At 66.7% G+C, this 25,307-nt stretch carries 19 protein-coding genes, 1 pseudogene and 1 riboswitch; of the genes and pseudogenes, 17 read left to right on the top strand and 3 right to left on the bottom strand.

Annotated features, from left to right (window positions below; genetic code table 11):
• Positions 1 to 2: 2 nt before the first annotated feature.
• The 15 genes and pseudogenes from uvrA to B0E41_RS17510 all read left to right on the top strand — a co-directional run bounded on the left by uvrA (position 3) and on the right by B0E41_RS17510 (position 19,623).
• Entirely contained in the window at positions 3 to 5,999 is a 5,997-nt protein-coding gene (uvrA, locus tag B0E41_RS17445) for an excinuclease ABC subunit UvrA (protein WP_077332650.1), read from the top strand.
• Between the two features lie 280 nt (positions 6,000 to 6,279).
• Complete coding sequence (locus B0E41_RS17450) at positions 6,280 to 7,053, top strand: right-handed parallel beta-helix repeat-containing protein (RefSeq protein WP_216350777.1); 774 nt, start codon at positions 6,280 to 6,282, stop codon at positions 7,051 to 7,053.
• A gap of 182 nt (positions 7,054 to 7,235) precedes the next feature.
• Positions 7,236 to 7,337 (top strand): annotated as a pseudogene (locus B0E41_RS27600) (lipoyl(octanoyl) transferase); the annotation flags it as partial.
• A 28-nt stretch (positions 7,338 to 7,365) separates the two neighbouring features.
• Positions 7,366 to 8,355 carry a lipoyl synthase gene (gene lipA / locus B0E41_RS17455; RefSeq protein WP_077332652.1) on the top strand — a complete coding sequence of 330 codons (990 nt, stop codon included), beginning with the start codon at positions 7,366 to 7,368 and terminating at the stop codon, positions 8,353 to 8,355.
• Between the two features lie 46 nt (positions 8,356 to 8,401).
• Positions 8,402 to 9,799, top strand: coding sequence for a glycosyltransferase (locus B0E41_RS17460; protein WP_253194962.1), 1,398 nt, complete (start codon positions 8,402 to 8,404; stop codon positions 9,797 to 9,799).
• Positions 9,796 to 10,584, top strand: a complete 789-nt coding sequence (locus tag B0E41_RS17465; protein WP_077332656.1) for a hypothetical protein — start codon at positions 9,796 to 9,798, stop codon at positions 10,582 to 10,584. Before B0E41_RS17460 ends, B0E41_RS17465 begins: the two co-directional genes overlap by 4 nt.
• Before the next feature lie 10 nt (positions 10,585 to 10,594).
• Positions 10,595 to 11,128 (top strand): adenylyl-sulfate kinase, encoded by a 534-nt coding sequence (cysC, locus tag B0E41_RS17470; protein WP_077332658.1) that lies wholly within the window; start codon positions 10,595 to 10,597, stop codon positions 11,126 to 11,128.
• Between the two features lie 17 nt (positions 11,129 to 11,145).
• Entirely contained in the window at positions 11,146 to 12,015 is an 870-nt protein-coding gene (locus B0E41_RS17475) for a sulfotransferase (protein WP_077332660.1), read from the top strand.
• A gap of 56 nt (positions 12,016 to 12,071) precedes the next feature.
• Positions 12,072 to 13,031 carry a Gfo/Idh/MocA family oxidoreductase gene (locus tag B0E41_RS17480; RefSeq protein WP_253194964.1) on the top strand — a complete coding sequence of 320 codons (960 nt, stop codon included), beginning with the start codon at positions 12,072 to 12,074 and terminating at the stop codon, positions 13,029 to 13,031.
• Entirely contained in the window at positions 13,010 to 14,233 is a 1,224-nt protein-coding gene (locus tag B0E41_RS17485; protein WP_077332662.1) for a DegT/DnrJ/EryC1/StrS family aminotransferase, read from the top strand. The genes B0E41_RS17480 and B0E41_RS17485 overlap by 22 nt, the downstream gene beginning before the upstream one ends.
• Positions 14,234 to 14,445: 212 nt before the next feature.
• Positions 14,446 to 16,989 carry an NAD-dependent epimerase/dehydratase family protein gene (locus B0E41_RS17490; RefSeq protein WP_077332664.1) on the top strand — a complete coding sequence of 848 codons (2,544 nt, stop codon included), beginning with the start codon at positions 14,446 to 14,448 and terminating at the stop codon, positions 16,987 to 16,989.
• Between the two features lie 147 nt (positions 16,990 to 17,136).
• Positions 17,137 to 17,460: a hypothetical protein gene (locus B0E41_RS17495; protein WP_077332666.1), complete on the top strand. Its 324-nt coding sequence runs from the start codon at positions 17,137 to 17,139 to the stop codon at positions 17,458 to 17,460.
• A 111-nt stretch (positions 17,461 to 17,571) separates the two neighbouring features.
• Complete coding sequence (locus B0E41_RS17500) at positions 17,572 to 17,787, top strand: hypothetical protein (protein ID WP_077332668.1); 216 nt, start codon at positions 17,572 to 17,574, stop codon at positions 17,785 to 17,787.
• Positions 17,788 to 17,795: 8 nt separating this feature from the next.
• Entirely contained in the window at positions 17,796 to 18,782 is a 987-nt protein-coding gene (locus tag B0E41_RS17505; protein ID WP_077332669.1) for a hypothetical protein, read from the top strand.
• Between the two features lie 112 nt (positions 18,783 to 18,894).
• Positions 18,895 to 19,623, top strand: coding sequence for a class I SAM-dependent methyltransferase (locus tag B0E41_RS17510; protein WP_253194966.1), 729 nt, complete (start codon positions 18,895 to 18,897; stop codon positions 19,621 to 19,623).
• Between the two features lie 145 nt (positions 19,624 to 19,768).
• Here B0E41_RS17510 and B0E41_RS17515 read toward each other — a convergent pair whose 3' ends face one another.
• The gene (locus B0E41_RS17515; RefSeq protein WP_077332673.1) at positions 19,769 to 20,155 is read right to left on the bottom strand and encodes a hypothetical protein; all 387 of its coding nucleotides are present in this window, start codon (positions 20,153 to 20,155) and stop codon (positions 19,769 to 19,771) included.
• A gap of 157 nt (positions 20,156 to 20,312) precedes the next feature.
• Here B0E41_RS17515 and B0E41_RS17520 point away from each other — a divergent pair, with 157 nt between their 5' ends.
• The gene (locus B0E41_RS17520) at positions 20,313 to 21,392 is read left to right on the top strand and encodes a YeeE/YedE family protein (protein ID WP_253194968.1); all 1,080 of its coding nucleotides are present in this window, start codon (positions 20,313 to 20,315) and stop codon (positions 21,390 to 21,392) included.
• Here the strand turns inward: B0E41_RS17520 and B0E41_RS17525 are convergent, their stop codons facing one another.
• Positions 21,393 to 22,700 (bottom strand): MFS transporter, encoded by a 1,308-nt coding sequence (locus tag B0E41_RS17525; RefSeq protein ID WP_077332678.1) that lies wholly within the window; start codon positions 22,698 to 22,700, stop codon positions 21,393 to 21,395.
• Entirely contained in the window at positions 22,697 to 23,512 is an 816-nt protein-coding gene (locus tag B0E41_RS17530) for an HAD family hydrolase (protein ID WP_077332680.1), read from the bottom strand. The genes B0E41_RS17525 and B0E41_RS17530 overlap by 4 nt, the downstream gene beginning before the upstream one ends.
• 54 nt (positions 23,513 to 23,566) lie before the next feature.
• A riboswitch (S-adenosyl-L-homocysteine riboswitch) is annotated at positions 23,567 to 23,655 on the top strand.
• 67 nt (positions 23,656 to 23,722) lie between these two features.
• Between B0E41_RS17530 and ahcY the strand changes: the two genes are divergently transcribed.
• Positions 23,723 to 25,156 carry an adenosylhomocysteinase gene (gene ahcY / locus B0E41_RS17535; RefSeq protein ID WP_077332682.1) on the top strand — a complete coding sequence of 478 codons (1,434 nt, stop codon included), beginning with the start codon at positions 23,723 to 23,725 and terminating at the stop codon, positions 25,154 to 25,156.
• Positions 25,157 to 25,307: the final 151 nt, after the last annotated feature.

The following is a 25,307-nucleotide window of genomic DNA, read 5'->3' on the forward strand; positions in this document are numbered from 1 at the left end:
TCATGTCTGATGCGCACCCGCTACTGAATCCCTCTTCTTTGCCCGAGCCGGGGGAGGCCCTCCCGGCCCCCGCAGAAACCGGGCTGATCCGCATCCGCGGCGCGCGCCAACACAACCTGAAGAACATCGATCTCGACATCCGCACCGGTGAACTCACCGTGGTCACTGGGCCCAGCGGATCGGGCAAGTCCAGCCTGGTGTTCGACACGTTGTTCGCCGAAGGCCAGCGGCGCTATGTGGAAACCTTCAGCGCCTACGCACGCCAGTTTCTCGACCGCATGGACAAGCCGGCCGTGGACCGGGTGGACGGCGTGCCGCCCGCCATCGCCATCGACCAGACCAACCCGGTGCGCAGCTCGCGCTCGACCGTGGGCACGATGACCGAGCTGAACGACCACCTGAAGCTCTTGTTCGCGCGCGGGGCCGACCTGTTCGACCGAGAGACCGCGCTGCCGGTGCGTCACGATTCGCCGGAGTCGATCTACGCGGAACTGCAGAAACGCTGTGTTGAGTTGAATGACCCCAGGCTGGTGGTGACCTTCCCGGTCGAATTGCCGGCCAGCACCACACCCGAAGAGATCGAACAATGGCTTTCCGCGAGCGGCTACACGCGGGTGCAGGCCGAGCGCATCGTCCAGCGTGCCGCACCGGCGCCCGATGCGAAAGCCGCCAAGACCACCAAGGCCAAAGCCGCCAAAGGCACCCCTGCCAGCGAATCGGTGAAGGTGCTCGACGTGGTGGCCGACCGCTTCCGCATCGGCACCGCCGAGCAGGTGCGCGTGATGGAGGCCATCGAAGCCGGCCTCAAGCGCGGCAGCGGCAAGTTGATGGTCTACGTGCTGGGCGAGGAGGGTGCCGAGCCAGTGATCTGGAGGTTCTCGACAGGATTGCATTGCCCCGAGAGCGACATCCGCTACACCGATCCCACGCCCTCGATGTTCTCCTTCAACTCCGCCGTCGGCGCCTGCGAGGCCTGCCGCGGTTTTGGCCGTGTGATCGGGGTGGACCACGGCCTGGTGATCCCGAACGACAAGCTCACGCTGCGCAATGGTGCGATCAAGATCTTCCAGACCCCGGCCTGGAAAGAAGCGCAAGACGACCTGATGCGCCACGCTGAAAGCGCGGGCATCCCGCGCGACACGCCCTGGAACAAGCTCACGCCCGAACAGCAACATTGGGTCAAGGCCGGCTCGCCGAACTGGAACGGCAAGTGGAACCAGCACTGGTTCGGCATCGCGCGCTTCTTCGAGTACCTGGAGAGCAAGGCCTACAAGATGCACATCCGTGTGCTCTTGTCCAAGTACCGCAGCTACACCGAATGCCCGAGCTGCGGCGGCGCGCGCCTGAAGACCGACAGCCTGCTTTGGCGCATCGGCACCAAGGCCCAGGCCGACGCGGTGCTGCCGCCCGGGAAGCGGTACCTGCCCAAGGGTGTGGCGTGGTCGCGTGCGCAGCTGGAGGCCGTGCCCGGCTTGTGCCTGCACGACCTGATGCTGATGCCGCTGGACAGGTTGCGGGTGTTTTTTGCGGCGCTGGACAAGACGCTGGTCCCTGCGGGCTCGGACCTCGCGGGCGCCGGCCAGGCGCAGGCGGTGCGCCTGCTGTTCGAAGAGATCAACACCCGCATCCGCTACCTCTGCGAGGTCGGCATCGGCTACCTCACGCTCGACCGCCAGAGCCGCACGCTCAGCGGCGGTGAGGTGCAGCGCATCAACCTCACCACGGCGCTCGGCACCTCGCTGGTGAACACGCTCTTCGTGCTGGACGAGCCCAGCATCGGCCTGCACCCGCGCGACATGGCGCGCATCAACGACGCCATGCTGCGCCTGCGCGACGCGGGCAACACGCTGGTGGTGGTGGAGCACGACCCGGCCGTGATGCTGGCGGCCGACCGACTGATCGACATGGGTCCGGGGCCGGGTGAGCGCGGCGGGCAGATCGTGTTCGACGGCACGCCCGAGCAGATCCGCAGCGCCGACACGCTGACCGGCGCCTACCTGGGCGCGCGCAAGACCGTGGGCATGGGCTTCAAGCGCATGGTGACCGACAGCACGCCGCGCCTCATCCTCGAAGGCGCGCGCGAACACAACCTGCAAAACGTGAGTGTCGAGTTCCCGCTGCAGCGCCTGGTGGTGGTCACCGGCGTGTCCGGCTCGGGCAAGTCCAGCCTGATCCAGGACGTGCTCGCTCCCGCGCTGCTGCGCCACTTCGGCAAGTCCACCGACTCACCGGGCGCACACGACCGCCTGTTGGGCGCTGACTTCTTGAGCGAAGTGGTGTTCGTCGATCAATCGCCCATCGGCAAGACCGCGCGCTCCAACCCGGTGAGCTACGTCGGCGCCTGGGACGCGGTTCGCGCCCTGTTTGCCGACGCGCCGCTCTCGCGCCAGCGCAGCTACACCGCCAGCAAGTTCAGCTTCAACAGCGGCGACGGGCGTTGTCCCACCTGCGGTGGATCGGGCTTCGAACACGTGGAAATGCAGTTTCTGAGCGACGTGTATTTGCGTTGCCCGGACTGCGATGGCAAACGCTACCGGCCCGAAATTCTGGAGGTGCGCATCGAACGCGGCGGGCGGATGCACAACGTGGCCGATGTGCTGAACCTCACCGTGAGCGAAGCGGCCGGGTTGTTCGCGAGCGACCGCGAGGTGATCCGCGCGTTGCAGCCCATCGTGGACGTGGGCCTCGAATACGTGAAGCTCGGCCAGCCGGTGCCGACCCTGTCGGGCGGCGAAGCGCAGCGTCTGAAGCTCGCGGGCTTCCTGGCCGAAGCCGCCAAGAGCGCCAGCGCCAGCCGCCAGCCCATCTCGCGCAAGGGCACGCTGTTCCTGTTCGACGAGCCCACCACCGGCCTGCACTTTGACGACATCGCCAAGCTCATGCGCAGCCTGCGCAAGCTGCTCGACGCCGGGCATTCGCTGGTCGTGATCGAACACAACCTCGACGTGATCCGCGCCGCCGACTGGCTGATCGACCTCGGCCCCGAAGGCGGCGCGGGCGGTGGACTGGTGGTGGCCGAAGGGCCGCCGGAAGACGTGCGCCAGCACCCCAGCAGTCACACCGCCAAGGCCCTGCGCGCCTACGCCGAGTCCATGGGCGAGGTGCACGCGGTGCACGAAGGCCGGCTGGTGGATTACCTGAAGCAACCGCAGCGCCAGCGCGCCTCGGCCGCGCGCACCGCGGGCCACAGCAACGCCATCCGCATCGTCAACGCCAAGGAACACAACCTCAAGAACCTGAGCGTGGACATCCCACGCGGCCAGTTCAACGTGATCTCCGGCGTCAGCGGTTCCGGCAAGTCCACGCTGGCCTTCGACATCCTGTTCAACGAAGGCCAGCGGCGTTACCTCGAATCGCTCAACGCCTACGCGCGCAGCATCGTGCAGCCGGCGGGACGGCCCGAAGTGGACGCGGTCTACGGCATCCCGCCCACGGTGGCGATCGAACAGCGGCTCTCGCGCGGTGGCCGAAAGAGCACGGTCGGCACCACCACCGAGGTCTGGCACTTCCTGCGCTTGCTCTACGTGAAGCTGGGCACGCAGCACTGCGTGCACGACGGCGCAGCCGTCATGCCGCAAAGCCCCGAGAGCATTGCCGCCGCCATCCTCACGCGCTACGTCGGCCAGCACATCGGGCTGCTCGCGCCGCTGGTGGTGAACCGCAAGGGCGTCTACACCGAGCTGGCCGACTGGGCACGCCCGCGCGGCCACACCCACCTGCGCGTGGACGGCGAGTTCCTGCCCACAAGCGGCTTTCCGCGCATCGACCGTTTCAAGGAACACACCATCGAACTGCCGGTGGCCGACGGCGTGGTGGACCCGGCCAACGAAGCCTGGCTGCGCAGCCAGCTCAGCAAGGCGCTGGAGATCGGCAAGGGTCAGGTGCATGTGCTGCATCAGATGGACGGCCTGGCGCAAGCCATGGCCGACGGCACGTCCACCGTGGGCTTGGGCAAGCTGGAGGTGTTTTCCACCAACCGCGCCTGCCCGGTCTGCGCCACCAGCTACCCCGAGCTGGATCCGCGCCTGTTCTCGTACAACAGCAAACACGGCTGGTGCCCCGACTGCGTGGGCACGGGTCTGGCGCTCTCGCGCGAGCAGCGCAAGGCGCTCGATGATTCGGTGCGCGACGACGACCAGAAGGGCCGCGAGCAGAGCTTTGCCGAGCCCGAGGTGGAAGACCTTGCGGATCAACCGTGTCCGGGGTGTGAAGGCACACGATTGAATGCCCAGGCCCGTGCGGTGAAGTTTGGCGGTGTGGGCATCACGGACGTGGCCCGTCTGTCGGTGAACGAAGTCCGCTCTTGGGTGCAGGGCTTGCTGAAAGTGGCCGTGCTGACGAGCCGCGAAGCCGACATCGCCCGTGACCTGTTGCCCGAGATCGAGAGCCGCCTCGCCTTCCTGGAAGAGGTGGGCCTGAACTACCTCACGCTCGATCGTGGCGCGCCCACGCTCAGCGGCGGCGAAGCGCAGCGCATCCGCCTCGCGGCGCAACTCGGCAGCAACCTGCAGGGCGTGTGTTACGTGCTCGACGAGCCGACCATCGGACTGCACGCGCGCGACAACGCGATCCTTCTCAACGCGCTGCACAAGCTCGGCGACATGGGCAACACCCTGGTGGTGGTGGAACACGACGAAGACACCATCCGCCGCGCCGACCACATCATCGACATCGGTCCCAGTGCGGGAAAACGGGGTGGGCGTGTCGTGGCGCAAGGGTCGGTGGCCGATCTGTCGGCGAATGAAGAGTCCGTCACCGGGCGCTACCTGCTGCATGCGATGAAACATCCGCTGCAGGCGCGGCGTGGCGTCTTGCCCCTCACCCCAACCCTCTCCCCAGAGGGGCGAGGGAGTGAAAGCCCGTTGTCTTCGGCGGCACGTTCGAGCGAAAAACCCCCTCTCCCGCTGGCGGGAGAGGGCGGGGGTGAGGGTCTGCCGTGGCTCGAAGTCCGCGGCGCTCGCCTGCACAACCTGCAAAACCTCACCGTCGCCGTCCCCCTGCAACGCCTGGTCGTCATCACCGGCGTCAGCGGCTCCGGCAAATCCACCTTCGCGCGCGATGTGCTGCTCACCAACGCAGCAGCGGCGGTGTCCCAGCGCAGCACCTTCGCCGGCCGCCAGACCTGGGACAACGACGGCACCCGGCCCGCCTGGACCGGCTGCGACAAGCTGCTCGGCTCCGAGGTGGTGGACCGCGTGCTCGAAGTCGACCAGACGCCCATCGGCAAAACGCCGCGCAGCTGCCCGGCCACCTACATCGGCTTTTGGGACACGGTGCGCAAACTCTTCGCCGACACGCTCGAAGCCAAGGCGCGCGGCTACGGCCCGGGCCGCTTCAGCTTCAACACCGGCGAAGGCCGCTGCCCGGGCTGCGAAGGGCAGGGCATGCGCACCATCGAGATGAGCTTCCTGCCCGACGTCAAGGTGCCTTGCGAGGTCTGCCACGGCGCGCGCTTCAACCCCGAGACCCTGGCCGTGAGCTGGAAGGGCAAGAGCATCGGCGACGTGCTGCAGATGGAGGTGGACGAAGCGGTCGAGTTTTTCGCCTCCATGCCCAACATCGCCCACCCACTGCAACTGCTGAAAGATGTGGGCCTGGGCTACCTCACGCTGGGCCAGCCATCACCGACGCTGAGCGGCGGCGAAGCGCAGCGCATCAAGCTCGTGACCGAGCTCAGCAAGGTGCGCGACGACGTCACACGGCGGGGCCAGAAGGCGCCGCACACGCTCTACGTGCTCGACGAACCCACTGTGGGCCTGCACATGGCCGACGTGGAAAAACTCATCCGCGTGCTGCACCGGCTGGTGGACGGTGGTCACAGCGTGATCGTGATCGAACATGACCTGGATGTGATGGCCGAAGCCGACTGGATCATCGACCTGGGTCCCGAAGGCGGAGGTGGGGGGGGCCGCGTCGTGGCGGCGACCACCCCTGAGGAGGTGGTGTGCCTGGGCACCCACACCGGCAAGGTGCTGGGGCCAGTGCTGGCGCGAGGCTGAGCGGAAAGTCTGAATCGCCAGCCGTTCGGGCCCTGTGTGACAACTGCGCGAACAGCACAGCAAGCCTCGGTGGTGATCAGCGCCGGGTCAGGGCGCCCGAGTATGCGCATATTGTGCTGAAGTCGATTGATGGCTGTCCAGCAGGGCATTCACGTAGATCAAGCGTCGGGCTCGCGTTACCATGCACGCGCAGGGCTTCAAAGTCTTGAGTTGAGGTCACTTGACGCCGGATTTCTGCAAGCGGTGTTGTTTCGATTTTTTTACTCTTAGGAGAACTGTTTTGACCAGGACGACTTTGCTGAATCGCATTTTTCAAACCGTGTTGGCGTTAACCATTTACAGCCTGATGGGTGTTTCCTTGGTGCACGCTCAAGCCACGAGAACATGGGTATCAGGTGTAGGTGATGACGCCAATCCTTGCAGCCGAACGGCACCTTGCAAGACTTTTGCAGGAGCGATCAGCAAGACCGCAGTCAACGGCGAGATTTCGGTGCTCGATCCGGGTGGGTTTGGTGCAGTGACCATCACGAAGTCCATCACGATCAATGGCGACGGCACCCTGGCGGGTATTCTGACCAACGCCGGAAACGGCATCTCTGTCAACGCGTCTGGTGCGGCTGTTACCGTCCGAAATCTTTCGATCGTCGGTTCTGGTACCGGCGCGGTGGGCATCCGATTGCTGGATGGCGCCGCTTTGATCGTGGACCGCGTCTCCATATCTGGATTTGCGACCGCTGGCATTGAAACTGCGATTGGCACCACAGGAAATGTCATGGTGCTCAACTCGACCATTGTGAGGAACGGCGGTATCGGCGTTCATGCGGGTGGCGGCTCCATTGCCGTGGAGAACAGCATATTGGCCAACAATGGCGTGGGAGCGCAAGCCGGCACAGGCGCCACAGTGCGCCTGACCAACAACGGCGTATACAACAACTTGACCGGTTTCGGATGCGGCGGCGGTGTCTTGGCATCCAATGGGGACAACCGCAAGGCCAACAATGTTGGTGGTGGGATTCCTGCGTGCTCGCCCACCGTCGCCATTGCTGTGCAATAGCATGGGGTCGATTCAGGTCTGAAGTGCCACCTCCGGCGCGAAGGTCCGCAGATGCAATGCCTCCCAAGCGCGAGTTGATCGCTATCGTGCACCACGTTGGGGGATGACTGCGATGCGCCTGGGGATGAACGCGCAGTGCATTGCGCCCCAGGTGGAGCCTGGCTGGGCAAACGACGGGTATCGGCCTGCAGACGGTGGACCTTTCTACAATCGGGGTCGCCGTTTCATGGGATGAAGCGGCCCAGGTCCTGAGCCAGAAGCTCGGCGCCACCCTCAGCCCTTGAACGCTCTTGCGCCACCCGCGCCCACGCCATGACCCGCCCCGACACACCACAGGCCGCAGCCGGCTACGACGCCACCGCCAAGCAGAAGAGCCAGGCCAAGACCTCACGCATTCCGATCAAGATCGTGCCGGCCGAGGTGCTGAAGAAGCCCGACTGGATCCGAGTCAAGGCCGGTTCGCCCACCACCCGCTTCTACGAGATCAAGGACGTGCTGCGTGCCAACAAGCTGGTCACCGTCTGCGAAGAGGCCAGTTGCCCCAACATCGGCGAATGCTTCGGCAAGGGCACGGCCACCTTCATGATCATGGGCGACAAGTGCACGCGCCGCTGCCCGTTCTGTGACGTGGGCCACGGCCGCCCCGACCCGCTGGACCTGAACGAGCCCGAGAACCTGGCCAAGACGATCGCGGCGCTCAAGCTCAAGTACGTGGTGATCACCAGCGTGGACCGCGATGATTTGCGCGACGGTGGCGCCGGCCACTTCGTGGCCTGCATTCAGAAGACCCGCGAACTGTCACCGGGCACGCAGATCGAGGTGCTGGTGCCCGACTTCCGCGGCCGCGACGACCGCGCGCTGGAGATCCTGAAGGCCGCACCACCCGACGTGATGAACCACAACCTGGAGACCGCACCGCGTCTTTACAAGGAAGCGCGCCCGGGGTCGGATTACCAGTTCAGCCTGAACCTGCTCAAGAAGTTCAAGGCCCTGTTCCCGCACGTGCCGACCAAGAGCGGCCTGATGGTGGGCCTGGGCGAGACCGACGAGGAAATCCTCGACGTGATGCGCGACATGCGAGCGCACAACATCGAGATGCTGACCATCGGCCAGTACCTCGCCCCCAGCGGCCACCACCTGCCGGTGCGCCGTTACGTGCACCCGGACACCTTCAAGATGTTCGAGGCCGAGGCCTACAAGATGGGCTTCACCCACGCCGCCGTGGGCGCCATGGTGCGCAGCTCGTACCATGCCGACCAGCAGGCGCACGGCGTACTCAACAATGCGCAGCCGGGTACCTGACGCCATGTCCACGCCAGTGTCAGACACATCGAAGCATTCGCCACCCTTGCGCATCCTGATCACGATGTGCTATCTCGTGCACCGGACGGGCGCAGAGATGTTCACCCGAGATCTGGCGCTCTGGATGCGCAACCGTGGTCACTCCGTGACCATTTTCGCCACCGCCTTTGGCGACATGGCTGACGAGTTGCGCCAGGCATCGATCGCCTGTGTCACCGACGTCGCGGACATGGCCGCGCGGCCCGACGTCATCATTGGCAACACGCATCACGAGACCGTTCGTGCGTTGCTGCATTTTCATGATGTGCCCGTCCTGACCCTCTGCCACGACCGGAGTGCGGACCATGGCAGACCAGCACAGTTTTCGCAGGTGGTTCGCCATGCGGCGGTTGACGAGAACTGCGCCGAACGGCTGGTGCACGAGTTCGGCATCGAACGCCAGCACATTGAGCTCCTCCAGAACGGCATCGATCTCACGCGCTTTCTGCCACGCGAGCCCTTGCCCGTCACGCCCCGCACTGCGGTGGTCTTCAGCAACTATGCGTCGCACGACGCCCAGCTGGAGGAGGTTCGCATGGCGTGCGCTGAACGGGGTCTCGCGCTTGATGTGATTGGCAGCGGCAGCGGCAACCACCTGACGGATCCGGCCGCCGCGCTGGGGAGATACGACATCGTGTTTGGCAAAGGGCGCTGCGCCACAGAGGCGCTGGTCACGGGCAACGCGGTGGTGGCACTCGATCCGAGCGCGGGCATGGGAGGAATGGTGTCTGCCGCCACCGTTGCCCATGCACGACGCTGGAATTTTGGCAGAGCCATCATGACCCGGCCGATCACGCGACAGAATGTGATGGCCGAACTCGACAAGTTCGACGCGCAGGATGCACGAGAGGCCTCGACCTGGGCTCGCAGGCACTGCGGACTGGATGCCATGCTGTCCGGGCTGGAACACTGCGTGCGGCGAATGGTGGAGACCCGTGCGGTCATCCCGGTACCGGCAGAACAGCGCGCGCAGGAGATGGCGCGCTACCTGAACGACTGGATCCGGCGTGGCAACGCCACCGCCGCGCACACAGGGATTGCCTCATTGCACCAGCACATCGCGGGCTTGCAGCAGGCATTCAACGATCAGCAGCGCGCACATCAAGCTCAGATCGACGCTTGGCGCGCCGAGGTTCAACGGACAGCCGAACATGCCACCGAGCTCACCGCGCGGCTCAATGAGGCAGGTTCCCACTTGGTCGATAAAGATCAACATGCCGTCGAGCTCACAGCACGGCTCGACGAATCAACGTCCCGCCTGGCGGACGCCGAGGGGCGGGCGCGCAGCGAGCTCGCCGCCCTGCGCGCGCAGTTGAGCGAGATCCACGCCAGCCGATCGTGGCGCATCACTGCGCCGCTGAGGCGAATGTCCACCTACATCCAGACGAGAATTCAGCCCAGATGAAGCACTTGTTGATTGCTGCCCATCCAGGGCACGAATTGTTGCTGTGGCAATGGCTTCGAAATGAGCGGCCGCAGGTCGTGGTGCTGACCAACGGAGCGGGATCCAATGGGGTGCCGCGGTTGGACCTCACGATCGACAACCTGGAACGTGCTGGTGCAAGCTGGGTTTCTCAGGTGGTCGCGCCGGTGCCTGACGCCGCGATCTACCAAGGTCTGCTGGACGGAGACACAGGCCTGTTCACGCAATGGATCGAGGCGCTGACAGCGCATGTGATCGCAGAGGGCATCGAGTGCATCGTCGCGGACGAAGCGGAGGACTACAACCCCTCCCACGACCTGTGCCGCATTCTGGCCAACCAAGTCGCCATCCAGGCGAAGGCGCGTGGCCATTCGGTACTCGCTTACGGCTACCCGACCGTCGGACATCCCAGCCTGCTGACACGCCTCGCGGCCGAAGAGCACGTGGTGGTCGAACTCGACGTCGAGGCCTGGCGGTCCAAGCTGGACGACATGCACCGCTACGCCCGGCACTTTGGCGGGCAGCTGCAACGGGAGCTTGACGACTTCGTCGCAGAGTTCGGCGCGGAGGCCTACAGCAAGGAATGCCTGTTCGTTGCGAGACCCACGCGCTATGAGCAAGCAGAGACGCCCTCCCATAAACCCTTCTTCGAGCGCGTAGGCGAAGAGCGCGTGGCGGCTGGCACCTACAAACACGTCATTCGTGGTGCCCACCTGCAAGTGGTGGCGGACCGTCTGCGAGACCATGCGTCGCTGATGCGTCGCTGATGCAACAGCGATGCGCACCGATTCACCCTTCACCCTGTGGCTCACTGGCCTGAGCGGCGCGGGCAAGACCACCCTGGGCCAGGCGGTGTCCCTGGCATTGAACGACAGCGGCCGCCGGTGTGTCGTGCTCGACGGCGATGTGTTGCGCCGCGGCCTGAACCGGGATCTTGGTTTCTGTGAGCAAGGGCGCAGCGAGAACATCCGCCGCACCGCCGAAGTCGCCCGACTGATGAACGACGCCGGCGTGATCGTTGTGGCAGCGCTGATTTCGCCTTTGCGGGCGGACCGGGCACACGCCAGCACCATCGTCGGGGCGCAGCGCTTTCTGGAGGTCCACGTCAGCACGCCGCTGGAAGTGTGTGAAGCCGCTGACGTCAAAGGCCTCTACCGACGCGCCCGGCAGGGCGACCTCCCCCTGTTCACCGGGGTCAGCGCACCCTATGAGGTGCCAGAGGCGCCCTGGCTGTCGATCGATCCCTTGCGGATGGGGCTGGAGCCTACCGTGCGCGAACTGCTTGCGCTGATCGTGAGCACTGCGCCTTGATCCATCAACAACCCCCCATGCCCGTCATCGTGGGCGCCCCACGTTCAGGCACGACGCTGTTGCGGCTGATGCTCGACGCCCATCCCGACCTCGCGATCCCACCCGAGACGAGCTTCGTCGTTGCAGCCTCCGCGCTGGACGAATCGACGGACGATGCTCGCGCACGCTTCGTCGACACGGTCACTGCCTATCCGCCCCACGCCCCCAACTGGGGCGACTTCGGTGTGGCGCGCGAAGCGCTGGCCGAGGCCGTGCAAGGCCTGCAGCCCTTCACCGTGGCCGACGGACTGCGGGCCTTCTACCGCCTTTACGCGCAGCGCTTCAACAAGCCTCGCTGGGGTGAAAAAACACCGGACTACTCGTTTCACATCGGCGTGATTGGGTCAATGCTGCCAGAGGCCCGGTTCATCCACCTCATCCGCGACGGTCGAGATGTTGCCGCGTCATGGCGCCAACAATGGTTCACACCGGGTCATGACCCTGAGGTCCTGGCGCGCGCCTGGGTTGACCGGGTGCAGGCGGCCCGCCACGCTGGCCTTGGCAACACCCACTACACCGAGGTCTTTTACGAAGACCTGGTGGACCGGCCGGAGCCTGTGTTGCGGCATCTGTGCCAGTTCCTGGACCTGCCGTGGTCGAACCAGTTGCTCAACCATCAAGAACGCGCCCCGCTGAGGCTGGAAGAACACCGGGCACGGATATCGCGTGATGGCAGCGTCGTCGTCAGCCACGAACAGCGCCTGCGCCAACAGCGGAGAACGATGGAGGGGCCCAGCACGGGGCGTATTGGGTCCTGGCGCGAAGAAATGAGCGAAGAGGAAATCCGGCGTTTCGAACGCATCGCGGGCAGCCTGTTGATCGAGCTGGGATATGAGCCAGCACAATAGGCGATCCGCCTCCAGTACGGCGAACCTGCAGAGCCAGACACCCCGACATGAATTCCATGCCCCTTTTCTTCGATGACGATCTGGCGATGCCCAGCGGCAACGCAGCCGTTGCCTCGACCCACATCGCCACTGGTGTTGCTCCTGCCGCGCTGGTCCATGCGGTCGTTGGCCTGGGGCGCTTCGGCAGCACCCATGCCCGCAGGCTGGCCGGGTTGCCGGGCTTTCAACTGCGTGCCATGGTCGACCCTTTCGCGGCGCTCCCGCTGGACCCTGCCTTGGGCTCGCTGCCACTCCTGCGCCATGTCGACGAGCTGCCCTTGGACATCACATCCGCCACTGTCGCCACCAGCGACACGGCGCATGCCGACGTGTCGCTGGAGCTGATGGCGCGTGGTTGTCACGTGCTCGTCGAGAAGCCCTTGTGTCTGACGGTGGCCGACGGCATGCGCATGTTGCAAGCCGCACGACAGCAGGGGGTGACGCTGTGCACCGGCCACATCGAGCGCTTCAATCCGCTCTTGCATGACGGGTGCCGTGCCCTGCTTCGGGAGGCTGCGCGGCGCCACCATGGCAAACGCGACCCTTTTCTGCATTTCCGACGCAGCTCGTCCCGCCCAGGTGCGGCGACGGACAGCGTGCTGGACCTGATGGTGCACGACTTGGACCTCATGGCCTGGTTGTGCGGCATCTCCAACGGCGCTCCACTGGAACTGATCGACCGACAGGTGAGCGCCACCGCTGTGTGCGCACGCGTGCAGATCGGTGGATGGGTGGCCGTGTTCGAGAGTGGGTTGGGCGCCACCGTGCCCGAAGCGGTCATACAAGCGCAGACCGAGGGCGGTCCGCTGGCGCTCGATCTGCGCAGCCCCGAGGCCAGGCGTCACTTGGGCATGGACCCTCTGTGTCAACAATATGTGGCGTTCAGCCGAGCCATCCGTGGCAAATCCAGTGCCATCGCCACAGGAGACGACGGCCTGGCCGCAGTGGAACGGGCATGCCGAATTCTCGAAGCGTGACACCAGGCGCCGCGCCGGCCGCGATCCCCTTCTTCCGGTCGCCGTTTTGCAACGATCCCGAAGTGACCGGACGCATCACCCGCGCCTGCGCAGACGTGCTGCGCAGCGGCGTGTACGTGCTCGGCCCGCAGGTGCGTGCCTTCGAGGCTTCGATGTCGGCGTTGCTCGGCGCGCGTGAGGTTGTTGCTGTCAACTCCGGCTCTGACGCCTTGTGCCTGGCACTGGCAGCGCTCGGTGTGGGAACGCTCGGGGGTGGCAGTGCCGACGATGAAGTTGTCTTGCCGGCCTACACCTTCGTGGCCTGTGCCGAAGCCGTGCTCGCAGCCGGCGCCCGACCGGTGTTCGTGGACTGTGACGCGAGCGGCTTCCTGCCATCGCTGGAGGCGCACCAAGCTGCCCGCGGCGTGCGCACCCGTGCCGTGCTCGCGGTCGGTTTGTTCGGCGATGCCTCGGCCCTGCCTGCGCTCGCCGCTTACTGCCGCGAGCAGGGCCTGTGGCTGGTTGAGGACATCGCGCAGTGCCTCGGTGCAAGTTGCACCGCGCCCGACGGCACCGCACGCCTGGCCGGCACCTGGGGCGACGCGGCGGCGATGAGCTTCTACCCCACCAAGACCCTGGGCGCGGTGGGTGACGCCGGTGCGATGGCGTTTGCCGACGCAAGGCATGCGCGACAGGCCCGCCTGCTTCGCAACCACGGCCACGAGGCCAACGAACACCTGTGCCTGGGTCGCAACAGCCGCATGGACGAACTGCAGGCCGCCCTGCTGCAAATTGCGCTGGAGACGTTTCCCCTGGCGCTCGCTCGCCGCCGCCAGATCGCCTCACGCTATTTGGCTGCCTGGGCCGCCTTGCCAAGGCTGACGCTGCCCCAGGACCACGAGGGACATGCGTGGAATTACTTCGTCGTCACGCTTGAGTCCGGCGGGCAACGCGATGCGCTGGCAGACGCACTGGCCAGGGAGGGCGTCGCGACCCGGATCTACTACTCGGCGCCACTGCATCACCACCGTGCGCTGGCCCCGCTGCACGACGGCCGGGCGCTGCCTCGCAGCGAGCACCTCGCGCAATGTTCGCTGGCCCTGCCGCTGTACCCGGCGCTGAACGACGGAGAAATCGACCGCATCATCGACGTCCTTCCCGGGGCGCTGGATCAAGCGATGTGGGCCGCCGCAACGATCGCTGGCTCGGCGCCCTTGCGATGACGGGCGAACCCTCGCTGAAGGGCGACCGCTGGCGGCCCGCACGGTCAATCGCCGGTCACCGGCAATTCCTACCGACTCCCGGAAAAAACGGCGGCACCGCAGCGGCCCACACAGGCTGAGCAAGCGACAGCGGCGCACTCGGGCGACCTGACACAGGCGCGCCATTTGCTCCACCGGCAACTGGGCAACACGCTGCTGAAGGAGTCCGACACATGGCTTTGGAAAAACCGGTGGTTCTGATCACTGGCGCGGCCGGGCGGCTCGGCAAGGCGATCAGCGCGGCGCTGGGCGAGCGCTACACCGTGGTGGGGTTCGAGCTCGACTGCCGGCAGGCGGCCGATTGCATCGACGCTGACATCACGGACGCGGCGGCGCTCGCCACCGCCTGCCAGCGCCTGCGCGAGCGCTGCGGTGGGCGCCTGGCGTCGGTCATCCATCTGGCCGCCTTCTACGACTTCTCCGGCGAGCCCGATGAGCGCTACGAGACGGTCAACGTGCAGGGCACGCGCCACCTGTTGCAGGCCTTGCAGGACTTCGATGTCGAGCAGTTCGTCTACGCCAGCACCATGCTGGTCCACGCCCCGACCGAGCCCGGCGTGCCGCTCGACGAAACGGCCGAACTGGCGCCGAAATGGCCGTATCCCGAATCCAAGGTGGCGGCGGAAGACGTGGTGCGCCGGGAGCGTGGCCGGATTCCGGTCGTGATCCTGCGCCTCGCCGGTGTCTACACCGAAGACTGCGAAGTGCCGTCGCTGGCCTATCAGGTTCAGCGCATCTACGAGCGGCAGATGTTGAGCCATGTCTTTCCCGGCGACCCGGGCCACGGCCAGGCTTTTGTGCATCTGGACGACGTGGCCGAGGCCTTCCGGCAGACAGTGGCGTCGCGCCAGAAACTGGCCGAAGAAACGACCGTGCTGATCGGCGAGCCAACAACCGAGAGTTACGAATCCCTGCAGAACCTGATCGGCCGCCTGCTGCACGGCGAAGCCTGGACGACGCGGCGCATCCCGAAGCCGGTGGCGGCCACCGGCGCCTGGGCGCAGGACGCGATGGAGGACGTCATTCCCGACGCCATCGACCGCGGCATCGACCCTTTCATCAAACCCTTCATGGTCTGGCTGGCCGACGACCACTACGAATTGGATGTCGCTCGCGCCGCCCAGCTGCTCGGCTGGCGACCGCGCCACAGCCTGCGCGGCGCGCTGCCTAGGATGATGGGCCGCTTGAAGCAGGGCCCGGCCGCCTGGTACGGCCGCAATCACATCCCGGTTCCCCTCTGGCTGCAGGACCTGAGCGAGCAGTCGGCACCTGAAACGCAACTGATCGCCGAATTCGAGGCCGTCGACCGGCGCGAGCACGGGCAGACGGTGTGGTGCCATTTCGTCAATGCGGCGCTGGGCCTGTGGCTGGTGTCCAGCCCCTTCATCCTCGGCCTGGCCGAGCACTGGGGCGTCGCTGGTGAGCTGGTGGTGGCACCCAACCAGCGCGGCCTGGCCTTCTCGGACACCTGGATGACCGCCAGCGACATCCTGAGCGGCTTGCTGATCACCGTGTTCGCCCTGTTGTCGCTGTCGCGCAGCGCGGCCTGGGCGCGCTGGGCGACGGCCGCGCTGGGCGGCTGGCTGCTGTTCGCGCCGCTGGTCTTCTGGACGCCCAGCGCCGCCGCCTACGCCAACAACACGCTGGTCGGCGCCCTGGTCATCCTGTTCGCGGTCGGCGTGCCGTCGCCGCCAGGGGTCAGCCCGGTCGCCCGGCTGGTCGGGCCGGACACGCCGCCCGGCTGGGACTACAGCCCGTCTTCGTGGAACCAGCGCATCCCGATCATCGCCCTGGCCCTGGTCGGGCTGTTCATTTCGCGCTACCTCGCCGCCTTCCAGCTCGGTCACATCGATACCGCCTGGGACCCGTTTTTTGGCGACGGCACGGAGCGCATCGTCACCTCCTCGGTGTCCGAGGCCTGGCCGGTGGCCGATGCCGGGCTGGGCGGCGCCGTCTATGTGCTCGAGATCATCACCGGCGTCATCGGCGACAAGCGGCGCTGGCGCACGATGCCCTGGCTGGTGCTGCTGTTCGGCGTGATGATCGTGCCGCTCGGCGCGGTCAGCATGGTCTTCATCATCATCCAGCCGATCGTGATCGGCACCTGGTGCACGCTGTGTCTCGTGGCGGCGCTCGCGATGCTGCTGCAGATTCCCTATTCGTTCGACGAGATCCTGGCCACGCTGCAGTTTCTGCGCGAACGCCGACGGCAAGGCAAATCGTTGTGGCACGTCATGCTGCACGGCGACACCATCGACGGCGGCAGCGCCGATTCCTCCGACGATTTCGCGGCGCCACCCGGCGCGGTGCTGCGCGAAATGTTCAGCGGCGGCGTCAGCCTGCCGTGGAGCCTGGTCATCAGCGGCGCCCTCGGTGCCGGCCTGATGTTGACCCGGCTGCTGTTTGACACCACCGGTCCGGCGGCCGACAACGACCACGTGATCGGCTCGCTGGTGATCACCTTCGCCGTCATGGCGCTGGCCGAGGTTGCCCGCCCGCTGCGCTGGATCATTGCGGCCTTCGGGGTCTGGCTGCTGCTGGCGCCCTGGCTGCTGGATGGCTACAGTGCGGCCGGCAGCGTATTCGTCGGGGTCGCCGGGCTGTTGCTGATCGGGCTTGCCTTGCCGCGCGGTGCGATCGTCAGCCACTACGGTGCCTGGGACCCCTACCTCAAGGGGCGGGGACGACCGCCCGGGCGGCCGGCGACGGCGGGATGAGGCCGCCTCTCGGTCTCTCACTCATCGGGCATTCACTGGGGTGCCAGACGACATCCTCGGAGGAGGATCAAGGGTGCGACACTGGGTGCGCCCCGCGACGGGGGGCATCGACCTCCGCCCCGAAGGCAGCCCCTCGCGAGAACGCTTTTGGATCCCCACCAGATCATCCACATCCACCCGGCAGCCCCGCCCCAACCCGCGCTGGGCGCGCCCTGCAATGGCTGCGGCGTGTGTTGCCTGGCCGAGCCTTGCCCGCTCGGCCAGGTGATTTCGCGCAAGCGCGTGGGCGCGTGTGACGCGCTGCGCTGGGACGGCGCGCAGCGGCTCTACCGCTGTGGTGCGATCAGCGACCCCGAGGGCGTGCTCGGAGCCCGCTGGCGCTGGGCCGCGCCGCTGCTCCGGTGTTTCGCTCGGCGCTGGATCGCAGCGGGTGCAGGCTGCGACGCCGCGCTGAAATCGACCCGGCTTTGATCTGCGTCAAGTGACCTGGCCTTCCTGCTCAAGTCGCGGGTGTCGGGGCCGTTGAACCTGGTGGGTGGCCGGTGCTGTGCACGGGCCTTTTCTCACCAAACCGGGCCCCACATGCCAATTCCTTCCCATACCCATCCCTGCTGGTCGCGTGCGGCCAGCGGTGGTCTGGCGCGCATCCAGACCACCAACCTGGCCATGCAGCTGCTGGCCAAACGCATCGAGCGCAGCACCGACCCTGTGAGCCAGAAGGCCGGCGAGATCCTGGCCTTCTTTACCAAATGGGAGCGCATCCTGGCCTCCGAAGTCGATCAAATCAGCCGCATCTGAGGCACCACATGAAACAACAACTGATGAGCATTGCCGCCGCGTCCGAGCTGATCCGCAGCGGCGCCTTTCTGTCACTGGCCGGCCCGGAAGGCGCGCTGGACGCGCTGCCGACAGGCCACTGGGTGGCGGGCACCATTCCTTACTTCATGGACACCGCCGGTGGCGTGGTCTCCACCGAGGGCCAGGTGTTCGTGACGCCGCTGCCCACGCAGGCCCAGGTGACGCTGGCCCACTACGCGGTGGATCAGCTCAAAGGCATCGTGGGCAATGGCCCCGACAACGGGTTCTCCGTGGCCATCGTGCCGGCCGGCAGCGCCTCGCACACCAAGTTCGCCGAAGAAGCCGCCAACGACGCCGACGCCTTCCTCAAGCCCACCGTGGGCTGGGTCGCGGGTGTGCTCCTGTCCGATCTGGGCCAGGTCACACCCAAGGTCTACCTGGGCACGACCGGTCAGAAGTTCGAAGACGGCGTGGTGGTGGCCCATGTGGCCCTGCCGGAGAGCCAGCTTGCTTCCATCGAGATCGTGAACATCTTCGAGCCCGGCGATGGCGACACGCTGCGCTTCACCGAAACCTCGTTCGAGATCGGCGATTGCCTGGTCAATGGCGAAAAGACTTCGCTGGCCGCCTATGTTCAAGCCATGGGCCTGGGTGACGGCAAGCTGCCGCTGGTGGGTGACTTCGGGGGCGCGCACCTGAACGCCTCCATCCAGTCGGTGGACGTGGCGGCGGACAAGGTGGTGTTGTACGCACCGGTGTTCACCGGCGTGGACTACCGCTTTGCCAAGCCCGTGGCCGACTACGGCGCGAGCTTCCGCGAACACCTGGCCGGCTACAGCACCGAGGGTGTGAGCTTCTCGTGCAACTGCATCCTGAACTTCCTGTTCGGTGAACTCGAAGGCCAGAAGCTCGGTGACCTGTCCGGCCCGGTGACCTTCGGCGAGATCGGCTATCAGCTGCTCAACCAGACGCTGGTCGTGCTGCGCATCAGATGACAGGCCGCTCGGCCGTCCGTTCGAGGGCTGGCACCGCGTGACAAAAGGGCGCTCTCGGGCGCTCTTTTCTTGGGCCATCCGGCCCGGGCCAGCGGCGACAATGCCGTTCACCATGCTGATCTGGCCCCTTCCCGCCCTGCTGACCTGGGCGCTCGCCTGGGCCGTGTTCCTGGGTTTGCGCGCGGCCGGGCTGGGCGCCGTGGCGGCCTTCGTGCCGGCGCTGCTGGTCTCGGGCCTGCCGGCCTGGACCGGGCGCACGCCCTGGCGCCGCGTGTTCATGCTGGGCGGCTTCCCGCTCTCGCTGCTGGCCAGCGGCGCGGCGGGCGGCCTGCCCGGTTGGGTCTGGCTGCTGCCGCTGGCGCTGTTGCTGGCGCTGTACCCGCTCAACACCTGGCGCGACGCGCCGCTGTTTCCCACCCCCGCCGCGGCGCTGAAAGGCCTGGCCCAGAAGGCGCCGCTGCCCGAGGGGGCTCAGGTGGTGGATGCGGGTTGCGGCCTCGGCGCCGGTTTGATCGCGTTGCACAGCGAGTACCCGTTGGCTCGCATCTTCGGACTGGAGTGGAGTTGGCCGCTCACGCTGTTGTGTGCGCTGCGCTGCCGCTTTGCCCGCGTGCGCCGCGCCGACATCTGGGCTGCCGATTGGTCGGGGTTTGACATGGTGTATCTGTTCCAGCGGCCTGAGAGCATGGCCCGCGCGATGGAAAAAGCGACCGCCGAGCTCCAGCCGGGCGCCTGGCTGGTGAGCCTGGAGTTCGATGCCGTGGGCTGGAAGCCGAAGGCGCGGCTGGAGACGGTGGCCGGCAAGCCGGTCTGGCTTTACCAGGCGCCGCTTCAGCACTGAAGTGAAACACCCCCGCCGCGCTTCGCGCGACCCCCTCAAAAGGGGGCGGCACTGGCCGTCCGGCGGAGCCGGCCCGGCGGTGCCCTGGGTGGTCCCGTTTCAGGCGGCGGGGTGGCGCTCCGGTGGCCTGGAAAACTGAACGGCTTTAGCGCCAGACGGACCAGGCCAGCGCCAGCGCCAACAGCGCCATCCCCCACAACATCAGACGGGTGCGCACCCGCAACACCTCCACCGCACCCACCAGACGGGCGTTCTGTTCGGCGAGTTCGGCCAGGGTCTGGGTGAGCTGGTCCTGCGACTGGGCCTGTTGGTCGAGCTGTTGCTGCACCGCGAGCAGGCGCTGGTGCAGCGCTGCTGCGTTGGGCGGTTCGGCCGAGGGCATGGGGATCACGCTGTCGCCGGCAGCGGGCACATTTTGGGGGGTGCGCTGACGCTCCATCAGCTTGCGCGCGGCGTTCAGCACCTTGGGCGCGTGTTCGATCACGTCGCCCCAGGGAATCACCTTGAGCGCAACGAGCCAGGGGATGGCCATGGGGGTGTCCTTTCGGGTGGGAAAAACCGCCGGGGCGGAGTGGGCGAGCAGCTTAACCCGCGTGTCGGGTGCGCCCGACCTTGCGCGGCGTCAACCCTTTGGCTCGGGTGGCGGCATAACATCTTCACATGCGCATATACAAATGAATGGAATGTTCATGGACTGGAACAACGGGATCGAACGCTGGGGCGAACCCGCGGTGCTCGCGCTGTGCGGGCTGGCGGTGGGGCTGGGTTTTGGCTTTTTTGCGCAGCGCTCGCGCTTTTGCCTGCGCGCGGCGGTGGTGGAGTTCTGGCACGGCAAGTTTGGCGAAAAACTGGCGGTCTGGCTGCTGGCGTTTGCCACGGCGGTGGTGGGGGTGCAGCTGCTGATCGTGAGCGGCACGCTGGACGTGAGCACCGCGCGCCAGCTCGCGACCCGGGGCAGTCTTTCGGGTGCGCTGGTGGGTGGGCTGATCTTCGGCGTGGGCATGGTCATGACCCGGGGCTGCGCCAGCCGCCTGCTGGTGCTGTCGGCCAATGGCAACCTGCGCGCGCTGCTCTCGGGGCTGGTGTTTGCGGTGACGGCGCAGGCGGCGCTCGGGGGTGCGCTCGCGCCGTTGCGGGAGACCATCGCCGGCTGGTGGGTGGTCGATGGCGGGCCGTCGCGCAGCCTGCTGGCTTTGCTGGGCGTGGGGCCGATGGACGGCCTGGCCTTTGGGGCACTGTGGTTGGTGGTGGCCGGGTTCTTTGCTTACTACAGCGGCTGGGGCTTCTGGAAGTGGGCCGGCGGTGTGGGCACGGGCCTGATGGTGGCGCTGGCCTGGGCCGGCACCTACCAGGTGATGAGCCACTCTTTCGAGCCGGTGCAGATTCAGGGCCTCACCTTCAGCGGTCCCTCGGCCGAGTGGCTGATGCGCGTGCTGGCCGAGCCCGGCGAGCCCTGGACCTTTGGTCTGGGCTTAATGCCGGGGGTGTTCGTCGGTTCGCTGATCGGCGCGCTGGTCGGCGGCGACTGGAAGCTCGAAGGCTTCGGTGGTGTTTACACCATGCCGCGTTACATCGTCGGCGCCATCCTGATGGGTTTTGGCTCCATGCTGGCGGGCGGCTGCGCGGTCGGAGCGGGCATGACCGGCGGCGCGATCTTCGCAGTGACCGCCTGGGTCACTTTGGGCGGTATGTGGGTCGGCGGTGGCTTGGCCGACCGGGTGTTGGACAGGGCACACACATCCGCGCCAGCCTCCTCGGCCGCGCCCTGATCAAGTTGCGCGGCTCGCGCTGCGCAGCAGCCACCAGCCCGGCCCGGCCACCGCGAGCAACAAGGCAGGAAAGCCCAGCACTGGCGCCCAGTCCAGCATGGCCGCGCCGAGTGCGGGCGCCAGCACACCGCCCAGCGTGTACGAGAGCACCAGCACGGCGGTGCTGTTGACCAGGGTGATGCCTTCTTCGCGCGAGCCGATGTCGATCATGGCCAGCGTGTACAGGCAGCCGCCCGCGCCGCCCCACAGAAACGCGACCGGCGCGGCCAGCCAGGGGGTCTGCGCCACGAACGGGATCACCAGCGTGGCCAGCAGCGTGATGACGGAGCAGCCGTGCAGCAGCCGCAGGCGCACCGCGTGGGCGTCACCGAAACGCTGTTTGGGGTGAGCGGTGACCGGAATACCTTCGCCCTGCGGGCTGCGGTGCGAGCTGGCTTGGGAGCGGCCCGGCGCTGCGCTCATGCGGTCGGCCAGCAGGCCGGCGGGCAGCATCATCAGCGCGCTGCCCAAACCGCTGGCCGAGACCAGCAGCGTCGCCGCCGTGACCCCCAGACCCAGGCTCAGGCCGTACAGCGGCAGGATGGACGTGAGCCCGCTCTCGAAAAAGCCACCGACAAACCCCACCGCCATGATCAGCGGGTGCGCACGCAAGGCGTGCCACACACCGTGCAGACCCACGCGCGCGCTGTGTGCGTCGACGGCGGTGGGCAGTGGCGGAATCAGCAGGCTCCAGACCAGCCCGATGGCCAGGCTGGCGAGCACCAGCCACAGCGCCAGCGGGTTCTGTGGGCCGACCAGTGCCAGCAGGGCGGGACCGATGACGAAGGTGGTGCCCACCATGGTTTCGAACAGACCCACCATGCGCCCGCGTTTCAGCGGTGGCGCGAACTCGGCGACCACCGCTTCGGCCAGCACCCAGCGCAGGCCGGAGGCCGCGCCGGCGATGAAGTCGAACACGAACCACGCGGGCAGCCAGTCGGTGAACAGAAAGCCGGTGGTGCTGACCACCGGCACGGCGGCCGCCAGCCAGAGCGTGGGCCGCCGCCCCAGCCGCTGCGTGATGGCCGAGGCAAACGGCGTGATGACGAAAACGCCCACCCAGCCGCTGGCCGCAAACAGCCCGGCCAGGGTGGTGGACACGTCGGCACCCTTGAGCCGCAACAGCAGCAAGGGCAACAGCATGAAGTAGCCCACCAGCTCGAAGAAGGTGGAGCCGAAGATCGCCACCAGGCCCAGTCGGGCATGGGGTGGCGGTGTTGCGGGCAGGGTGGTGCCGCTGTGGCCCGGGGGCAGCGGGTGTTCGCTCACGAGGCCATCCTTGCCAAGAGCACGGCTTGCGCGACCTCGGCAAAACCGGCGCCGCGTTCGTGCTGCGTCACATAGCGCGGCCGGTGTGACAGCCGGTCCCAGAACCGTGCCACGTTGGCCACGCCCACACTGTGCGGGAAGTGGCCGAACATGGCCGCGTCGTTGGTCGAGTCGCCCACGTAGACCCAGTGGTCCTGTTCGGCGTCGAGATCACGGCCCAGTTGCTCGCGCACGATCCAGCGCGCGCCAGCCAGCTTGTCGTGCGCGCCGATCCAGCCGTTGATGTGGATGGAGCTCACGGTGGCGTTCAGCCCGCCGTCCCGCATGAGCCGCACCACCTGCGTGATCGCCGTGTCGTCCAGCTGCGCGAACTCGCTGTGGTCGATGGCGATGTCGGTCTCTCGGCCCGGGCTGTCTTGAGACAACCGCGTGTGCGGCAGTTCGCTGAGGATGCACTGCGCCACCGACTGGAGTTGCGCCCAGTTGGCGCGCCGCGCGACCTCGTCCTGCAGATACGCCTTGCGGAGCCTACCGGCGGTGTCACGCCACAGCGCCACGGCACCGTTCTCCGCCACGATGGCGTTCACAGGCCAGGCCACCGCGAAGGCCTCGCTCCAGCCGGCCGGGCGCCCGGTGATCGCGAACACCGGCAGGCCGGCCGCACGCAGGGCGTGCAACGCGGAGAGCGCGTCGGGCGTGATGGCGCCTTCGGTGGTGAGGGTGTCGTCGATGTCGGTGAGCACGCCGTGGATGCCGGCGCGCTCGGCCTGCGGCCAGTCGGCCAGTGATGGGGAAAGGGAGAAGTGGGGCATGAAGGGGGAGCAGTTTCGCAGATGTCAAAAAACCGGGGCTGCGTTAGAATCCCCCGATCCGAGGAGCGTTGCAGCGCACCCCTGACCACTGGTCAGCGCGGGGCGTGAGGCTCGGAACATCCATGCAACGACGCTCATCCACTGACGTGTGATGGGCTTTTTTTTGCCCCTTTGCGCCAGTGGTTCTTGCCAACCTCATCTGGAGATCCCATGAACGCACGCATCCCGACCGCCGTCAACACCGACTGCGCCATCACCGACATCAGCCTGGCCGCCTGGGGCCGCAAAGAAATCCGCATCGCCGAGACCGAAATGCCCGGCCTGATGGCGATCCGCGAAGAGTTTTCCAAGGCCCAGCCGCTCAAGGGCGCGCGGGTCACCGGCTCGCTGCACATGACCATTCAAACGGCCGTGCTGATCGAAACCCTGCAAGCCCTGGGCGCCGAAGTGCGCTGGGCCTCGTGCAACATCTTCTCGACGCAGGACCACGCCGCCGCCGCCATTGCCGCCAGCGGCACGCCGGTGTTCGCCATCAAGGGCGAGAGCCTGGCCGACTACTGGGACTACACGCACCGCATCTTTGAATTCGGCGCCGCCGGTGCCGAAGGCGAAGGCCCCAACATGATCCTGGACGACGGCGGCGACGCCACCATGCTCATGCACCTGGGCAAGCTGGCCGAGAAGGACCAGAGCGTGCTGGCCAACCCCACAAGCGAAGAAGAGCAGATCGTCTTTGCCGCCATCAAGGCCAAGCTGGCCGTGGACCCGACCTGGTACAGCCGCAAGGGCGCGCAGATCATCGGCGTGACCGAAGAGACCACCACGGGCGTGCACCGCCTGAAGGAAATGAGCGTCAAGGGCACGCTGATGTTCCGCGCCATCAACGTGAACGACTCGGTGACCAAGAGCAAGTTCGACAACCTCTACGGCTGCCGCGAATCGCTGGTGGACGGCATCAAGCGCGCCACCGACGTGATGATCGCCGGCAAGGTGGCTTGCGTGGCCGGTTACGGCGACGTGGGCAAGGGCTCGGCCCAGGCCCTGCGCGCCCTGAGCGCCCAGGTGTGGGTGACCGAGATCGACCCCATCAACGCCCTGCAGGCCGCAATGGAAGGCTACAAGGTCGTCACGATGGAATACGCCGCCGACAAGGCCGACATCTTCGTCACGACCACCGGCAACAAGGACGTGATCCGCCACGAGCACCTGGTCGCCATGAAGGACCAGGCCATCGTCTGCAACATCGGCCACTTCGACAACGAGATCCAGGTCGCGACGCTGGAAAAGTACGAATGGGAAGAGATCAAGCCCCAGGTCGATCACGTGATCTTCCCGGACGGCAAGCGCATCATCCTGCTGGCCAAGGGCCGTCTGGTGAACCTGGGCTGCGGCACCGGCCACCCGAGCTTCGTGATGTCGTCGAGCTTCGCCAACCAGACCATCGCGCAGATCGAGCTGTTCACGCACAGCGATTTCTACGAAGTGGGCAAGGTCTATGTGCTGCCCAAGCACCTGGACGAAAAGGTGGCCCGCCTGCACCTGAAGAAGGTCGGCGCGATGCTGACCGAGCTGAGCGACGAGCAGGCGGCCTATATCGGCGTGCCGAAACAGGGCCCCTACAAGCCCGACACCTACCGGTATTAAGCACCTCCCGCGCAGGTCTTGACTCCCCCCGCGCCGCCTTCGGCGTCACCCCCCAGGGGCGGCGCTGGCGGCCCGGCAAAGCCGGTTCCGCTGCGCCCTGGGGCTCGTGGCCTTCGGACCGCTCGTTGCTCGCCAGTGACGTTGCTGCCTT

It is taken from the genome of Hydrogenophaga sp. A37, assembly GCF_002001205.1.
Classification (GTDB): Bacteria; Pseudomonadota; Gammaproteobacteria; order Burkholderiales; family Burkholderiaceae_C; genus Hydrogenophaga.

What these genes read in the sequence shown, in the direction of transcription:
- B0E41_RS17515 (WP_077332673.1), bottom strand. Translation starts at nt 20,155, where the DNA reads ATGGCCATCCCCTGGCTCGTTGCGCTCAAGGTGATTCCCTGGGGCGAC.
- B0E41_RS17485 (WP_077332662.1), top strand. Translation starts at nt 13,010, where the DNA reads ATGCCGAATTCTCGAAGCGTGACACCAGGCGCCGCGCCGGCCGCGATC.
- B0E41_RS17530 (WP_077332680.1), bottom strand. Translation starts at nt 23,512, where the DNA reads ATGCCCCACTTCTCCCTTTCCCCATCACTGGCCGACTGGCCGCAGGCC.
- ahcY (WP_077332682.1), top strand. Translation starts at nt 23,723, where the DNA reads ATGAACGCACGCATCCCGACCGCCGTCAACACCGACTGCGCCATCACC.
- uvrA (WP_077332650.1), top strand. Translation starts at nt 3, where the DNA reads ATGTCTGATGCGCACCCGCTACTGAATCCCTCTTCTTTGCCCGAGCCG.
- B0E41_RS17500 (WP_077332668.1), top strand. Translation starts at nt 17,572, where the DNA reads ATGCCAATTCCTTCCCATACCCATCCCTGCTGGTCGCGTGCGGCCAGC.
- B0E41_RS17475 (WP_077332660.1), top strand. Translation starts at nt 11,146, where the DNA reads ATGCCCGTCATCGTGGGCGCCCCACGTTCAGGCACGACGCTGTTGCGG.
- B0E41_RS17480 (WP_253194964.1), top strand. Translation starts at nt 12,072, where the DNA reads ATGCCCCTTTTCTTCGATGACGATCTGGCGATGCCCAGCGGCAACGCA.
- lipA (WP_077332652.1), top strand. Translation starts at nt 7,366, where the DNA reads ATGACCCGCCCCGACACACCACAGGCCGCAGCCGGCTACGACGCCACC.
- B0E41_RS17505 (WP_077332669.1), top strand. Translation starts at nt 17,796, where the DNA reads ATGAAACAACAACTGATGAGCATTGCCGCCGCGTCCGAGCTGATCCGC.
- B0E41_RS17490 (WP_077332664.1), top strand. Translation starts at nt 14,446, where the DNA reads ATGGCTTTGGAAAAACCGGTGGTTCTGATCACTGGCGCGGCCGGGCGG.
- B0E41_RS17510 (WP_253194966.1), top strand. Translation starts at nt 18,895, where the DNA reads ATGCTGATCTGGCCCCTTCCCGCCCTGCTGACCTGGGCGCTCGCCTGG.
- cysC (WP_077332658.1), top strand. Translation starts at nt 10,595, where the DNA reads ATGCGCACCGATTCACCCTTCACCCTGTGGCTCACTGGCCTGAGCGGC.
- B0E41_RS17465 (WP_077332656.1), top strand. Translation starts at nt 9,796, where the DNA reads ATGAAGCACTTGTTGATTGCTGCCCATCCAGGGCACGAATTGTTGCTG.
- B0E41_RS17520 (WP_253194968.1), top strand. Translation starts at nt 20,313, where the DNA reads ATGGACTGGAACAACGGGATCGAACGCTGGGGCGAACCCGCGGTGCTC.